This is a genomic window from Pseudomonas sp. PB103 (genome assembly GCF_009764635.1).
GTDB lineage: Bacteria > Pseudomonadota > Gammaproteobacteria > Pseudomonadales > Pseudomonadaceae > Aquipseudomonas.
In genome coordinates this window covers 90,478-105,784 of the sequence record NZ_RWIL01000176.1, presented here as the reverse complement: position 1 = coordinate 105,784, position 15,307 = coordinate 90,478, and the positions used below count along the sequence as shown (strand labels likewise).

Here is a 15,307-nt window from a genome sequence, read left to right as displayed (position 1 = left end):
ACTCGCAAGCGACTGACTCTCGCAATAAGCGTTCTTCTCTGCATCGTAATAAAACGCCACTTTGTGATTGGCCATCCCGCCCCGGTTGGGGACGAACAACTCGACGGCGAACACGACATCGGGCATATCAGTTTTTCTATCCGACATCAGCGAGGGTGGCCCAAGAAACTTACAGGGCACGCCGTCAAAAGGCAGATCCAACTGGCCTTCTTGATACCTGTAAATCGCACAAATGCCATTCGGATCTTCAATCACCACGGCAGCAATCGTTCCACCGCTCCAGCTAACGACGCCATCTGTAATAGAGCGAAAACTCTCTGCAGGCATTTGGTGTTCTTTCGTTAGCGCGGCGACCATGGCGGCGGGCATTGCTTGGCTTGTACTGACACCGGCCGGCTCTGCGCTTGCGGGCAATGCCCACGTCAATGTCAGGAACAACAAGGAAACGACTTTCACTTTGACTCTCCGATGGCGTGGCTGACTGTGCAATACACGACCATTACTGCGCCGTACATTCAGGTTCAGCGAGACGCTCCCCATCAACGCGGAATTTACATAATTCGGTAGTTTCATTCACTCCAACCAACGACATCAGCTTGAAGGTCAGCTGCAATTCGGTGTCGGAAAACGTCGCCTTATCCAATGAGACATCGGAGAAGCCGTTGTTAAAACTCTTCCCTGCAATGCCGCAGAATGCAATCGAGTCGCTCGCAGCCCCTTGCCCCCCAGGCTTGAGAATCTGAATATTGACGCAGGGGCTATCGAACGTCTGGAAGTAACGGACAATTTTTCCGGAAACCTTAGCGACATCCGCTTTGTATATATCGACGATTGGCTCTCGTGCGCTGCCTGCAAATGCACAACATGAAAAACACAAAACTGAAAACAGCGACAATCCTTTCAAGACTTACCTACTCCATCTACCGGCTGATCAAATGCTTTAATTCACTGCTTGTTCTTGTCCGGAGCCATGGCCAATTGACGCGCTCGCTCTATCGTCGCGCGGATCAAGCAGGAATTCGACCACTCCCCGAAAACCGATTTATACGATTTCGCCTCAGGCAGACACTCCGCATCGCGAAACTTCATCCAGGCTCTTTGGGTTTCTCTCAGGCCTTTCTGTGCATTTTCGTCCAACCGCTCCATGCGCTCCCGGTAAACCAGGTTGAGCAGTGCATCCGTATCCGTCACGACCAGATCAAGCGTCCCACTCGGCACAGTTGGCCACACAACGTCCGCCAAAGCCTGCTTGGTTTCGTTGTTCCAATTGTAGAAACCGTTCTCTTCAATCTTCAGCCAGGCAGAGCGCCTATGATGATTGGTCGGATCGGTCGCACTGACTTCAGACTGGTAAACAATCTCCAGATAGATCGGGTCGCTTGAGCGCTGAGGATCATTCAGCAACGTTTGGCGAACGATGGCCCGTTGTTTTTTGCTCTCGGTGATTTCAATCGAAAAGCATGGATCCGGGCCGGGACGGTCAGACGATTTCCCCCTCGCCAGACACTCTTTACGAAGGGCCATCGACGGAGCATCCGGCCCCCATCCTATGTCTACAACCCTTACGAGCAGCCTTACCTCCGGATCTTTGGAAAAATCCGCCTGAAGCACGGTCGCAATCATCGTGCCTTCCGCTTGGGCGAGGGACGATAGTAAGGACAGTATGAAAACGACGCCGAATCTGAAAATCTTCATTCCCTGGTTTCCTTGGAAAAACAATAAAAGCCTGCAATTCATCCGATCTGAATTTGACCCACTCAACCTTCGGAATCAGACGTAGATGCCCTGCTGTAAGACCCATCCACGTTCTGGCGTAGGCACCTAAACAGAACTCACGATCCTCTGCTAACCGGATGTCATGTTCGTCGGACATTTCCCGCAGAACGCCGAGCCACCCATGAACTATCCACACCTTGCATTCACCGCTAACCTTGATTTGTCACCGCAAAAAACGATGACACGGACGTGCAAGTCCGGTACATATCGCCGCACAAACGCCTAGTCAGAGGTTCGAGCTTTCAAGTGCTCGTTATGACGCTTTATGGCGGCTGTGCGCGGGAGGTCCTTTTGGGGTCTGCCGGGTCCGATATGCCCGGTCTTGCACACCTGCGTACAGCTGCCACCTTCATTCGAATGCAAGCGAACGGGTGTCAGTCCCTTTAAATACTCATATCGGGATGTATCCATGTTCAAAGTAACGCCCAACCCGCCAGACAACACTGGCCCCCCCGCCGAGCAATCCCTCGACACAGAATTGCTCGACAAAGAAGCCGCCGACCGTGCCTTCGCCCATTACTTCCCACCCACCAACGACAAACCGTCCAAATGCCGCAAAGGCAGGCTCTTCACCATCTCGACCGGCTTTGACCCGGAAGCCCTCCTGGCCAACGCCTCCGAAGACATGCTGTCCATCAGCGCCATCGCCGCCAAATTAGCGGACGATGTCGAAGGCTCTAACCGCTCCGTAGCACTGGCCCTTAGCCGAATTGCCGATGGCGCGCAGCTCATGGTGGAGCGTGCGCTGGATCACCTGGAAGAATTAATCGCGGCGAGGCAAGAAGCTAAGACCTAAGTGGAACGGATAGGGGGGATAAGCACTTCCCCCTTTCCCAATCAGCAATAATCGAATAAACCAAAGGCAGTGAAAAATTCTACTTAATACGCTCCCCCACTCTTTTGGGGATTTTTGCGAACTTTCCTGATTGCTGCATCAGCAGGCTGTATTTTTTGTAGTTTTCAGCCGAAAGTTCTTTGAGCCCTAGTCCCCAGTAAGCATCTGCCAGATTCAAATAGGCGACTGCCCTATCCGGATTCTCCGATACAACTACTTTCAATAACTCAATCGCCTCCTGATAGTACCCGGCTTCAGCAAATAAGAATCCAACATCGTTGGACCACCCCACCATACCGGGGTAGTAATACTTCTCCACCACATAAGAGTCCGGAGCACAGCTATCACTTGAACCGCCATCAACCAACATATTCCCCATTAATTCTTTTAGCTTTGCTTTATCGCCAATTTTAAAAGCTGCCAACGCCTTTTCAAAATTTGAAGTCACGGAAACCGAAAAAAGCTTTTCACTACCTATTTTTTTAGCCAGGAAATCCGAGCGGAGTTTTTTTAAGTACTCAAACGCTTTCGCGCCATCGAACTCTTCAAATGAAATAGACATTAAGTCATTTGAAGGCAGCGCATAAACGCTCAATATCGACCTGTCACACTCACTATTGCTGCTTACAAGTAGAACTTTACTCACCACAATTTTTTTGACTGACGCGTCATACTGGAACTGCACATTAAAGACAGACTCAGTATTACCGTCCTCCCTTGTAGTCAAATTAATTATATCGCCTGCCTTAGAGGATGCATATTTATAAAGTAAATCCTCGCCCTGCCCCCCCGAAACACTTACTATTTTTTTTTGACCGCTTAGCACAGCCACAGCAAACCCATCATAACTCGCTGGAGAATATTCATTTCTTATATCGGGTAGCGCAAAGGATGCTTTGCTTATTACGGATTGCTTACCATCTTTATCTGCCACAATACTCAACGACTTTCCAACAACGCCATCTTCTTTAAAAATCAACAGCTTTTGCCCGACAAAATCCGGCATTAATTTTATATGAAATTCCTTTACGACCTCCGAAGCCGAATCTGTAGATTGAGACGCCCACACCATAGAGTTTGCAAATACGAAGAATAAAACATTAAAGAATCTGATTTTTTGAAATAGACTGCTCACTGCCCAATCTCCTGATATATGAAGGTAAAATTATTCCGACGCTTAATATAGCTTGCTTCAGGGGTATGCAAGTTAACAATTTTGGTTATCTCAGTTGTTGAGTCAGTAGTAGGGAACACGAGATCATTTAGTTTCTTCCAGTCCCAGAAGCCCATGGCTGAAAGCAATCCGAATTTTGTTTCTAGCAACTGATCCGGGTTCGAAACCATCTGGAAAGTTTCCTCTGGTATCTTTACCTTCAAAAGGTCTTCCACGGCTTGATAATTGGCTTTCCATGTGAGTTGAATGAAACCCTTCCCTTTATACTTTATCCCCTCTACACATCCACCCTGTATTAATACAAACCCCCCATTCGCAGAGCAGCAGCAGTAGATCCGCTTAGCAATTTCATCTTCATTTGGGAATTGCGAGTACGCTTTTTCGTTATGTATTGTGTACGCACTTTTTGCTGCAGGACTAAGACTGTTGTACTGACTCAACTCGATACGTTTATATCCAATCTGATCCGCTTCTGCAGGATAAGTATCAAAATAACGTCCAAATTTTTCTCTAAGAATATCGGTCCTATACCACAAGTCCTCAACTTTCCCAACAAGTGCATCACCAACTTCTGCTTTAACCTGGGCAAAAAACTGGGCAATTCTAGGCGCCGTATTGATCTCAAAACGATCGGCATATTTATTAAATAAACCTCTAACCTCCTCACGCTTTTCTTCCGAGGATGCCGGAAACATTCGTTTCATTTGGTCGTAAGATACAAGCTCCGCTACTGCAGAAGTGAACCCTCCGACGAACTCTATTGGATGAAAATGCCAAACCATGCTGGTACCAGGTGAAGCTTCACCAGATAGCTTATCCCAGAAAATGAGATTATTTATTCTCTCTTTCTCATGCTCCAAAAGTTTGGGGGAATGTTTGAGAATATCGGACAGGCGCGCCCACTTTGGCTGATCTGCCTTATCATTCCACTCCGTTGGATGCCGAGCAATAAGTTTTGACCATTGCGAGCGCGTTTCCAAATTCTTAAGCGCTTCAGCTAACTCTTCAGCCTCTATTTCATGATTGTTATTTTTATCGATTTTTTCAAATAACTTCTTGAAAAACGGTGGAAGATCATTTGGATCGAGAAAGCCATCAGCTGAAGAATTGGATTCTTCAACTACCTGAAATCCTAAATCCGCCCAGTCGTGCTGCGTTATTAAATTAGAACCTGCCTTCCTGGCCAATCCTACAAGAGCTTGGCCATCATCCTCTACATGAACCTCATACCACTCTTCTGAATCTTTGAATATGGGTGCCTTGCTCAAGTCTACCGCGTGCGACTCCTTCAGGTCGACTTCTCCTACGCCCGGAGCCTTAAACTTCAGCAAACTATCTTTTGCCAAAGACAAGTATTGCTTACCTATCTTCAATCCGGCAGTGTTATTTAAGAAGCCCTCTATACCCGCATCAGCGGTAAAAATCTCTACGTGAACTTGAAACTTACTACTGACCTCTTCCAACTCATTTATATTCTCCATTTGCCCAAGGTAACCAATAGGATCCCCCGCCTTGATTCCAACCCCCACGTTTATAACAATATCGGCAGAAGCCGGCTCCGTAACACTCCATTTCACTACGTTATTTTCTGGAGTATTTTCGACACACGCCCAAAATGTTGGCGGAACATTTCCCGCACCAGTCGGACCACCGCTAACCAAAGTGCATTCAGCCATACGCTGTAGTGACGCCCCCGAAACTAAACTCACTACCTTCTGACTATCGAATGCCACGACGCTATTCATAACTAACTGCACGGCGCCAAGCGGAGCACCTGCCGCTTTTCCGTTACTAGGATCTGACGGAGCACCAAAGAGCGGAAGTTTATTCACTACCGTTCCATTAACTTTTCCCTGCCAATAATTTGGCCGTTCGCGCGCAGGTATCCTATCTTCTATCCAAACCCTATCTCCGGCGTTATTTTCATAAGGCTGCCCGTTTTTTAAATACGCGAACCAGATTTCACTTCCTGCCTCTCTTTTTACTTGCGAGCCTGACTTTACGCTTCCAGTAATTATCTTACCTTTGGCATAAATTCGATCTGTGTTAGGGACCGGCCCTTGATCTAAGATTTCAAGCCTTGAACCCTTAGTTAGCTTACCTGCGGATATAACACTAGATGACACCGGCAATTCGTCATATGCCTTAAAATCATTTACCTGCATTGTCACTTTTGGCTTTGGAGTTTCCGCAGGAGAAAGAGGATATTTATTAAACGGCAAAAGATGCATATACAGACTATAAAATGTCAGCTTGTTCTGCTTCCCCTTATTTACCCCCTCTTCTGGATTAGGTGCAGATTTATATTCGTGCCGAACCAGACAGAATGAACTTGAATACTTCAACCTTTTCGTTTCGCCATTTACATCGAAAGGTGACTCTAAATAGTCCTTGTTTAAGCGATACGCGACAACTTCACCATCGGCCATACAGCGTATTGGCTCATCTAATATACATTGTGAAGCGCTTGCATTACTGATGTGAACTCCGCCGTGCCAGAACTTATTACTACCAAGCAAGTAATGACCAGACGCTTCCTTCTCCAATACCTTATACACTTCATCAGCGCCAGCAAACTGCTTGCCATCGGGTTTGCGGAAAGGGAATTGAAAATTCATCAATGGCACCGCCCCTGCCTGAACTGGAGCCGATGCAGGAGCAGGAGAGGTAGCTCCCGACCTCGTTGACTCTTTAACCCTTAAAAATTTTGTAGGGACTGGCCAAAAATAAGCTTTCCCCACTGCACCGAATGGTGCAGTGGCTGGGCCGGAACTTTGCGCGCCAAAAAAGCTACCAATCTCAGATTCTAATGTGCTGTCATAGCTTTCGACAATACCCGTATGCTTTAACGTCCTACTTTGATCATTGGATACTTTGTTAAACCAAAGTACGATATCTCCACGCTTTACATTAGCGGGACTAATTACATCATAGTACTGAAGAGCCTCGTCCCCATTAAGAGCTACTGTATTCTGATAAGGGACTTCGTAGCCAGCACGCGTGAGCAGCAAATTTACCATGTGTGAACAGTCAATTATTTTCTTACCATCCTCAACATCAAAACCGTTCCCTCCCTCCTTATATCTATAATTGGCGCTTGTATATTCACTCGAGAAACTTAGTGGCTCTGTCATTTCTGCTTCCTGCAATAATCAATAGCAATAGCTGGCTTTATAAGTTCCGGCCGGCTGCTTATTCAATCGGTCCAAATGTGCGATGGCACCTTTACTGCCTTCTTTGGTAGCGAGTTGGTAGCAAGCAACAGCCCTGGACATGTCCTTTGTAACAAACCTTCCAGTTTCGAAGGCGCGACCGAGCGCATTTGTTGCGAAGGCACTCCCCATACGGGCAGCTTGCGTCAACGCTTCTTCAGCTTGTTCTGGGTGCTGGCACGGGCCGTCAGATGAAATGTTGTTACCGTCGCAATAAAACAACGATAGGCTCATAGCGCCCTCCGGCAAAGTGGCGGCTGCTGCCTTGAACAGCTGCTCAACCTTCTCGGTCTCCAACTGCGGAGCCATGCCAGAAAGACTTAAACTCGCAGCACTTAGACTGGACTGAGGATCACCGGAAGCTGCTGCGCATAAATAGTTCTCCAGAGACGCTTCAAATAACTCGCCTGTGAGTCGGTACTCCTCTAGCCCCCCTAGGCCTCTGAAGGCTTCTGCACGCTGAAAGCAAAAATTTTCTGTCTTGCCCATGCGGGGGTTGCTCCCCTCTACGAGATCTTTCTCTCTGATCGACCAATCTTCAATTCCCTCAAGCACCCAACACGCTTGGCGAGAAAAGTTGAAGATCTTGATGTTGCTGTTACCCGCTCGCTTGTCCACAACGTTGAAATGACTATCGTCAATCGTTTCAACCTCAACACCTTCAGTCTTTTCTATGTCTACAGGCGCCATTAACGGAAACGCCAGATTGGAACTGTTGACTCCCGTCGTTTGCGGTTCAAAAACCCCGTGCTCACCAACCGGTTTCAATACCAGCGACTTGACCGTCATCGCAGTCAACCGCTGCTGAGTTTCAGCATTCGCAGAGAACGCCGGCAGGAACTGGGAAAAGTCCTCAGACGGACACTCACCCGCATAAGCGCTGCCATGAAACAGGCTCAGCAGCGAGGCGGTGAAAGCCGCTACGGCGAAGCCATTCCTCTTCTTCAAAAAACCATTCATGTCGATCACTCAGAAAACACAAAAAAAGCCTTCGGCTTAACCTTCTCAGGCGGCGAATTACCCAACGCCTGATCCATCAAACTCCCCGCCTTATCCTTATCCGCCGCCCCCGGCAGCACCGGCGGTTTAATCCCGATCCCGGTCCCATTCCCAGGCGCCCCACCGGCATTAATCTTCACCACCGGCCCAACCACCGTCACACCACCGCCATCGAGCTTGATAAAGCTCCCACCCCCAAGAATGGTCAGCTCCGTCCCCGCTTCAATAACGATCTTGTCCCCAGCCTTGAGATGGATCTCTTTCCCGGCGCTGGTCAGTTGCGCAGTCCCCAGTTTGATGTGCTGGTTCTGCCCAACTGTCAGGTGATCATCGATTCGCGTTTCAACCTTGCGGTCGGACACCGTGGTGCGGTGTTCTTCGGCCTTGAGTTCGGTGTAGGTATTTTTCTCAACGGTGTCGTGGCGTTCGTTGCCGACCCGAATCTTCTGGTCGCGCTCAACGTTTTCATCCCAGTCGCGCTGGGCGTGGATGTAGATTTGCTCCGCGCCTTTCTTGTCTTCGATGCGCAGCTCGTTGTACCCGCCGCCCCCCGGTGAGCTGAGGGTTTTGAACACGCTGCGCGTCTTGTTCGCCGGCAAGGCGTAGGGCACCGGGTTTTCCTTGTGGTACAGGCAGCCGGTAACCAGTGGTTGGTCGGGGTCGCCTTCGAGGAAGGTGACGAGGACTTCCATGCCGACGCGCGGGATGCTGATGGCGCCGTAGCGGTCGCCGGCCCAGGAGCTGGAAACGCGCAGCCAGCAGCTGGTTTTGTCGTCGGCCTGGCCTTCGCGGTCCCAGTGGAATTGCACCTTGATGCGGCCGTACTGGTCGCAGTGGATTTCTTCACCGGCGGGGCCGGTGACGTGGGCGGTCTGGCTGCCGAGTACGCGCGGTTTCGGGTGTTCGAGGGCCGGGCGGTAGAACACGTCCCACGGGGTGCCGAGGAAGGTGTTGCGGTAGCCCTGGTGGAAGTCGTCCTTGTTGTCGGTGGTGTCGCTGGTCACGCCTTCTTCGAGGACTTGCGGTTGTTTGCCTTCGTGGAAGATTTCGGTGAGCAGCCACAGGTCGTTCCACTCGCTGCGCGGGTGGTCGGACATTTCCATGAAGTGGCCGCTGACCAGACGGGTCTGGTCGCCGCGACCTTCGGCCTGACGGTAGTCGGCGCGGTGGCGTTCGAGGGCGCGCTGGCTGAGGAACTTGCCGCGCGCGCGGTCGATGAAGCGACCGGGGTAGTCGTAGTCTTCCAGATCCGGTTCGGCGCTTTGGCTATCGGGAGCGGCGTCCGGTTTGTAGGCCGCTTCCATTTGCAGACGCGGTTTTTCGAAGTCGTAGTCGCGGCGGGTGACGCGGCTGGTGCGGGTCTCCAGGCGCAGGCGGAAGCCTTTGATCACCGGCTCGTCAGCCACCATGCCGCTGCCCTGAATGTAAGCGGTCGGCTGGCCGAGTTTGGGGAACACGGTCTGGTCGTCGCCGAACACCAGCAGGTGGCCTTTCGGGGTGTGCTGGAAGTGGTAGTGGATGCCTTCCTCTTCGCACAGGCGCTGGACGAAATGCAGGTCGGTTTCGTCGTACTGCACGCAGTAGTCGCGATCCGGGCACGGCTGGCTCAACTGGAAGTTGTAGGCGTTGCCCTTGATGCCGTGTTCTTCGAGGATCAGCGCGATGATTTTCGGCGCCGACATCTGCTGGTAGATGCGTTGGTTGGTGCGGTGATGCAGGTACTGCAGTTGCGGCACCAGCGACACTTTGTAGCGGGTCAGGCGCTTGCCGGCATCGCCCTGGGCGACGCGATAGATCTGCCCGTGAATGCCGGAGCCCTGCGGATCGAAGGCGAGGAAAGCCTGTTTGTGCAGGAGCTTTTCCAGGTCCAGATCCGGGTTTTCGCTGACCAGTTCGAGGTCGAAGCGAAACGGCTGGCTGATGCCTTCGGTGCCGGTGAACGACAGCACTTGCAGGTCGCCGACATAGTCTTCGACCGTCAGGCTGAAGTGGGTCTCGTTAGCTGAGTTGAACATTGTGTGTTCCCTGTTCGAATGTCATCCGTTATGCCCGAAGTCGCAGACGTTGCAGCCAGGACGAGGTGGCGCCCATGGCGTCACGCAATTGAGTGGCAGTGATGGCGCGTTCCGCCGCGTGGAAGCTCAGCGCTGTTTGCAGCGCAGGCCAGCAGTGTTTCGGCAGGTTTGCCGGGGCTTGCAGCTCGCGCTCCAGGTGCTCGTCGCGGGCCTGGGTCGAGGGCAAGCGGCGGAACGGGTGTTTGCCGCCCGCCAATTCATAGATCACGCAGGCCACGCCGTAGACGTCTGCGCTGGCCGACAACGGTTGGCCTTCAAGCAGTTCGGGGGCGGCGTAGCCTGGCGTCCAGGCGTTGAAGCGCTCGCGGCTCAGGTGCGGCAGGCCGGGCAAGGTGCCCTCTTCTGCCTGGCCGAGACCGAAGTCGAACAGGCGCAAGCCGTCTTCGCTGAGCATGACGTTGCTCGGTTTCATGTCGCCGTGCAGCACGCCGCGACGGTGGGCGTAGGCCAGCGTGTCGAGCAGCGGCAGGACGATGTCGCGCAGTTCTTTCCACGGCAGGCCGAGGGGCCGCTCGCAGAGCAATTTGTCCAGGGTCAGGCCACGCATGTATTCCATGGTGATGAAGGCCCGCTGGCAATCGGTGTCGACTTCAAAGGTGTGTGCGCGCACAACGTTGTCGTGGCGCAGGCGTCGGGTCAGGGCGAACTCGCTGTAGAGCAAGGCACTGGCGTCCGGCGATTCGGCAAATTCTTCGCTGAGGATTTTCAGCGCGATGTAAGGGTCGGGATCGCCGAACTGTTCGTGCAGCAGATCCCTCGCCCGGTATACAGCGCCCATGCCGCCTGCCCCGAGCAGGCGCTCGAGGCGATAACGGCCGGCCAGCACGTCCGGCAACGCGCCGATGCTGGCCTTGGTCGGGGCCAGCGCGGGTTCCGCGTTATGGGCTTTGGCGAAGGCGAAGTAGGTCAGGTTGTTGGCCTGTTCTTCGCTCATCAGCACGTCATCGATGGGTGATTCGATTTCACTCATTGGCGGATTACCACGGCAGTCAAATTGTCCCGAGCGGCGCCCCGCAGGGCACCGTCGAACAAACGTTCCAGCGCCACGTGCGGCGCGCTGAGGCTGAGGGCGTTGCCGAGGGCATCGCTGCTCAGGCCTTGATACAAACCATCGCTGCAGAGCAAAAACGCATCGCCCGGATAGACCTCGAGTTCGAGGACATCCAGGGTCAGTTGTTCGGCGGCGCCGACGGCTCGGGTCAACGCCTGAGCCGACGGGTGCGCTGCCGCCTGTTCGACGCTCATTTGTTGCTCGTCGATCAGTTGCTGTTGCAGCGAATGGTCTTTGGACAGTTGGTACAGACGCTGGCCGCGCCACAGGTAGCAGCGGCTGTCGCCGGCCCAGATGCAGGCCGCGCGATTGCCTTCCACCAGCAGCGCCACGACGGTGCTGCCCATGATGCTGTCGTGACGGCCGGCAGTGACGGTCAACTCCTGCCCCAAACGCCGGTTCAGCCAGTGCAGGCACTGGCGAATGGCTTTGAGGCGTTCGTCGAACTCGTCGTGTGCCGGCAGTTCAGCCAGGCTGGCGACGATCAACTGGCTGGCGACGTCGCCACCCTGATGACCGCCCATGCCGTCCGCGACCACCCACAGCCCCTGCTGCGGATGGTCGAGGAAGGCATCTTCGTTGCGCGCCCGCACCTTGCCCGGGTCGGTACGCGCCGCGCTGCGCCAGGGACTGGCCACCAGCATCAGAGCTGCACCGGCATACGGAAGGTGCGCAGCACGCCCATGTCGAACGGGTTCGGCGTGCGCTGGCTGGTCAGCAGGTAGTTGGCGCGCAGGCCGCCTACGTCAGCTTTCAGCACCAGCACGTCGCGACCGGTCAGGTACTCGGTCTGCATCAGGTCGAACAGACGGAACAGCGACCATGGGCCGGAGTTCTTCTCGATACCGATCGGGCGGCCGGCCATTTTGTCCATGACCAGGCTGGTACGACCGTCTTCAGCCTCGGTCGGCCACTTGAACGACATTGGCAGGATCGGGCCGTGACGGTATTCCATGGTCTTGTCGCCGAACTTGAACTCGGAACGGCTGACGGCCGGGTCGAGGGTGTACGGCTCCAGTTTGAACTGCACGGTCGGTTCGGCCGGGTTGATCGAGAAGAAGCTCTGACGAATCGTCAACGCCGCCGCCATCTGATCGAGGTAGACCTTGGACACCGGCAGGCTGTGACCGTCGATGCTGCGCATGCGGTAGTTGCCCGGATCGCCGCTGACGAACGGACGCATGTAGCTGTCGAAGAAGCGGTCAACGGTGCCTTGCGCCTTGAAGAACTCGCGGAAGTCGCTGATCGCCACGTCGCTGGTGCTGCTGGCGCTGAACGGATAACGCTTGCTGATGGTCTTGCCATACACGCTGTACAGTTCGTTCTGATAACGACCGTTGAGGTATTGGTAAGCATCGTTGAGCACCAGACGCCAGGAGTCTTCGGCCAGCACGTTGAACCACACGCTCAGTGGACGCGGCAGGCGACCGGAAGCGGTGCGCAGGTTGGTCAGCGCATCACGCTGGCCGCTCATGCGGGTTTTCGCCAGTTCGAACGCGGCTTGTTCCGGCGTGCTGGAACGGGCCAGACCGGACAGTTGCAGTTGCAGGTCGTTGAGCGCGTTGAAAGCCGGCGTCAGGTCGGCGCCCGGACCGTTGTTGTCATCGAGCAAACGATGCAGCGGTTCGAAGCGACGTTGCAGCGACTTCTTCGCGGTGTCCGGCAGGCTCTTGGCGACGTTCAGGGCCGAAGCCTTGTCCGCCACGGCAGACGCCAGTTTGCCGACTTTACCCAGTTTGCCCTTCTGCCCCGCCAGTGCATCGGCGGCATCACCGGCTTCATCGACCGGATCGGCAGCAGCCGGGAAGCGGGTGTTTTCACGCACTTCGGTGAGCAATGCGAGCACCGGCGAGTTGGCCGAAGTCAGCCCCGCCAGTTGTTCGGCGCCTTCACCGGCGTCGCTGATCGGCGGCAACGCCACCTGGCCAACGGCTTCGCTCCAGTAGTTGGCGTAGTCGCGGAAATACAGCTGCTCCAGTTCGACCATCAGGCGACGCAGGTCCATGTCGCTGATGCCCGCACCTTCGCCCAGCACCCAGTTGTCACGCAGGATGTCGGTGACCAGCGCCGAACCCTGCACCGAGAAGTACTGCTGATAACCGGTTTGCGTGTAGAAGCCCGGGATCACGTATTCGGTGCCGATAAACAGCGAGCCTTGCGGGCCGAGGTGTTGGCTGAAACGGTATTCCGGCAAGTTGCGCGCCTGCTCGCGGAGCATGCGATAAACCACGGTGGCCAGCGATTCGCTGCGCAATACCTGACGCGCCTGCGTGACCAACTGGTCGTTCAGCGGGTAGATAAACGGCAGCTTCAGCAGGCGTTCGAGGTGAGTGTTCAGACCGTTCTGCACCGCGGTGTTGCCGGTGTAGCGCGTCGACCAGTCAGTGGCGACCCAGTCCTTCAGCCAAGCGGCGTCGCGACGGTCTTTCATATTCAGCATCAGGTAGGCGCGCAGGCTGTTGAGCAGCTTTTCGCGGTCCTTCATGTTGGCGCGGATCTGCCCTTCGAGCATCGTCGCGACGCGTGGCAGCAGTTGCTTCTCAAGCTCGCGCTCGTAAGCTTCTTTGACCACCGGATTAACCGTTTCACCCTGATACAGACCGCCGCGCTCAAGGTACGAGACATCACCTTTTTTCGGGAAGGCCTGGGTCGCGGCATAGCTGGTGTCGAGGGTTTTCAGCGCGCCCATCGCATCATCGCGCGGCGACAAGGCCGAGCGCTGCTGCGTCCAGTTTTGCGCGAGGTTGCGCAGGTTTTCCAGACGCTCGTAGTTGGCCGAGAAACCGCCGGCCCAGAGCATGCCGAACAACGCCAGTGCCGCCAGTGCGCCGACGTACAACGCACGTTGCCCCCAATGGATGCGGCTGCGCTCGCGCTTGTCGAGACCGGCCAGATCGGCTTCAGGGAAAATCACCCGGCTGAGCAAGTGATGAATGAACCGCGAACGGCCGCTGCGCAAGGTCGGCAACACGCCGGCACTGATGCCGAGGTTGGCGCCGATGCCGGCGGTGCTCGCATCCATTTCCTGGGTCAGGTGCGGTGCACTGGTCAGGTAGAAACCGCGCAGTTGCGTAGCACGCTGATAACGGTTGCCGGTGAACGCCATGTCGACGAACAGGCACATGCGCTCGCCGATCTGCCCCAGTTGATGCGGGAAGTCGAGGATGCGGCCACGGCGCTGCGTGTCACGCTCGGAGTGCATGCGCATGATCACTTGGCTGTTGAGGCGACGCAGCAGTTCTTCGAACTCGTTGCGCAGCACGGCCACGTCGGTGCCGACCTGATCCTTGCGGAAACTGGTACCGAGCACCTGATCGCTTTCTTCGCGGGTCAGTTGATCGAAGAACTCGTCGAAGCCCAGCAGCTTGTCAGCCTTGCTCAGCACCAGATACACCGGCACGTCGACGTGCAGTTTCTGATGCACGTCTTGCAGACGGGCACGTACCTGGCGCGCCAGGGTGTCGATGTCTTGTTCGCTGCCGCCGAGCAGGGTTTCCACCGGAATGGCCACCAGCACGCCGTTCAACGGACGGCCACGACGACGCTTGCGCAACAGTTCCAGCAAGGTGGTCCAGGCGCTGCCGTCGACTTCGGCGTCCGGCTGCGTCAGGTAACGGCCGGCGGTGTCGATCAGCACACCGTGATCGGCGAAGTACCAGTCGCAATGACGGGTGCCGAGGGTGTCGCGGGTCAGCTTGCGGTCGATCTTGTTGATCGGGAATTCCAGACCGGAAAAGTCCAGCAGGCTGGTCTTGCCCGAGGCCTGCGGGCCGATCAACAGGTACCACGGCAAGTCGCTGCGCCAGCGTTCGCTGCGGCCGCGATACAGGCTCGAGGTCTTCAGGGTTTTCAGCGCGTCCTTGAAGCGCGCCTTCAACTCTTTCTGTTCTTCGTCGATCTGCTCTTCGCGGCGGATGCGATCCTGACCGTCCTCGGATTCTTCATCGGCTTTCTTGCGGATGCCCGCGCGCCAGCTGACGAAGACCATGGTCAGGCCCCAGATCAGGAACAGCACGCTGATGGTCAACAGACGGGAGGTCGAACCTTCCCAGAACTTGTAGTCATCAACCGCCAACAACGGGCCGACGAACCACACCAGCAGCGCCACGAACAGCACCAGCAGCAGGGTCCAGACCCAGGTCTGGCGCAGGAAGGCGCCGACTTTCTTGAAAAACTTTTTCATCA

Annotated in this window: 11 protein-coding genes; 1 reads left to right on the top strand and 10 read right to left on the bottom strand. The window is 54.8% G+C overall.

The features are described from left to right. From EJA70_RS30785 to EJA70_RS30775, 3 genes are all read right to left on the bottom strand, one after another. Positions 1–456 (bottom strand): hypothetical protein (locus EJA70_RS30785; RefSeq protein WP_158836381.1); only part of this gene is annotated, 456 nt, incomplete at its 3' end. Positions 457–499: 43 nt separating this feature from the next. Next, on the bottom strand, positions 500–904 hold the full coding sequence (locus EJA70_RS30780; protein WP_158836379.1) for a hypothetical protein: 405 nt from the start codon (positions 902–904) through the stop codon (positions 500–502). Between the two features lie 41 nt (positions 905–945). Continuing rightward, the gene (locus EJA70_RS30775; protein ID WP_158836377.1) at positions 946–1,695 is read right to left on the bottom strand and encodes a lysozyme inhibitor LprI family protein; all 750 of its coding nucleotides are present in this window, start codon (positions 1,693–1,695) and stop codon (positions 946–948) included. 490 nt (positions 1,696–2,185) lie between these two features. Here EJA70_RS30775 and EJA70_RS30770 point away from each other — a divergent pair, with 490 nt between their 5' ends. Continuing rightward, a complete protein-coding gene (locus tag EJA70_RS30770) occupies positions 2,186–2,572 on the top strand; it encodes a DUF6124 family protein (protein WP_158836375.1) in 387 nt (128 codons plus the stop codon). Positions 2,573–2,651: 79 nt separating this feature from the next. Here EJA70_RS30770 and EJA70_RS30765 read toward each other — a convergent pair whose 3' ends face one another. Genes EJA70_RS30765 through tssM form a run of 7 tightly spaced genes read right to left on the bottom strand, consistent with a single transcriptional unit; the run spans position 2,652 to position 15,305 of the window. Further along, a complete protein-coding gene (locus EJA70_RS30765) occupies positions 2,652–3,746 on the bottom strand; it encodes a tetratricopeptide repeat protein (protein ID WP_158836373.1) in 1,095 nt (364 codons plus the stop codon). Continuing rightward, positions 3,743–6,919, bottom strand: a complete 3,177-nt coding sequence (locus EJA70_RS30760) for a hypothetical protein (RefSeq protein ID WP_158836371.1) — start codon at positions 6,917–6,919, stop codon at positions 3,743–3,745. Before EJA70_RS30760 ends, EJA70_RS30765 begins: the two co-directional genes overlap by 4 nt. 18 nt (positions 6,920–6,937) lie before the next feature. Continuing rightward, entirely contained in the window at positions 6,938–7,957 is a 1,020-nt protein-coding gene (locus EJA70_RS30755) for a tetratricopeptide repeat protein (RefSeq protein ID WP_158836369.1), read from the bottom strand. Between the two features lie 5 nt (positions 7,958–7,962). Next, positions 7,963–10,011: a type VI secretion system tip protein VgrG gene (locus tag EJA70_RS30750; RefSeq protein ID WP_158836367.1), complete on the bottom strand. Its 2,049-nt coding sequence runs from the start codon at positions 10,009–10,011 to the stop codon at positions 7,963–7,965. A 28-nt stretch (positions 10,012–10,039) separates the two neighbouring features. Beyond that, on the bottom strand, positions 10,040–11,041 hold the full coding sequence (locus tag EJA70_RS30745) for a serine/threonine-protein kinase (RefSeq protein ID WP_158836365.1): 1,002 nt from the start codon (positions 11,039–11,041) through the stop codon (positions 10,040–10,042). Next, on the bottom strand, positions 11,038–11,766 hold the full coding sequence (locus EJA70_RS30740) for a PP2C family serine/threonine-protein phosphatase (RefSeq protein WP_008078706.1): 729 nt from the start codon (positions 11,764–11,766) through the stop codon (positions 11,038–11,040). Before EJA70_RS30740 ends, EJA70_RS30745 begins: the two co-directional genes overlap by 4 nt. Beyond that, complete coding sequence (tssM, locus tag EJA70_RS30735) at positions 11,766–15,305, bottom strand: type VI secretion system membrane subunit TssM (protein ID WP_158836363.1); 3,540 nt, start codon at positions 15,303–15,305, stop codon at positions 11,766–11,768. The genes EJA70_RS30740 and tssM overlap by 1 nt, the downstream gene beginning before the upstream one ends. Between the last annotated feature and the right edge of the window lie 2 nt (positions 15,306–15,307).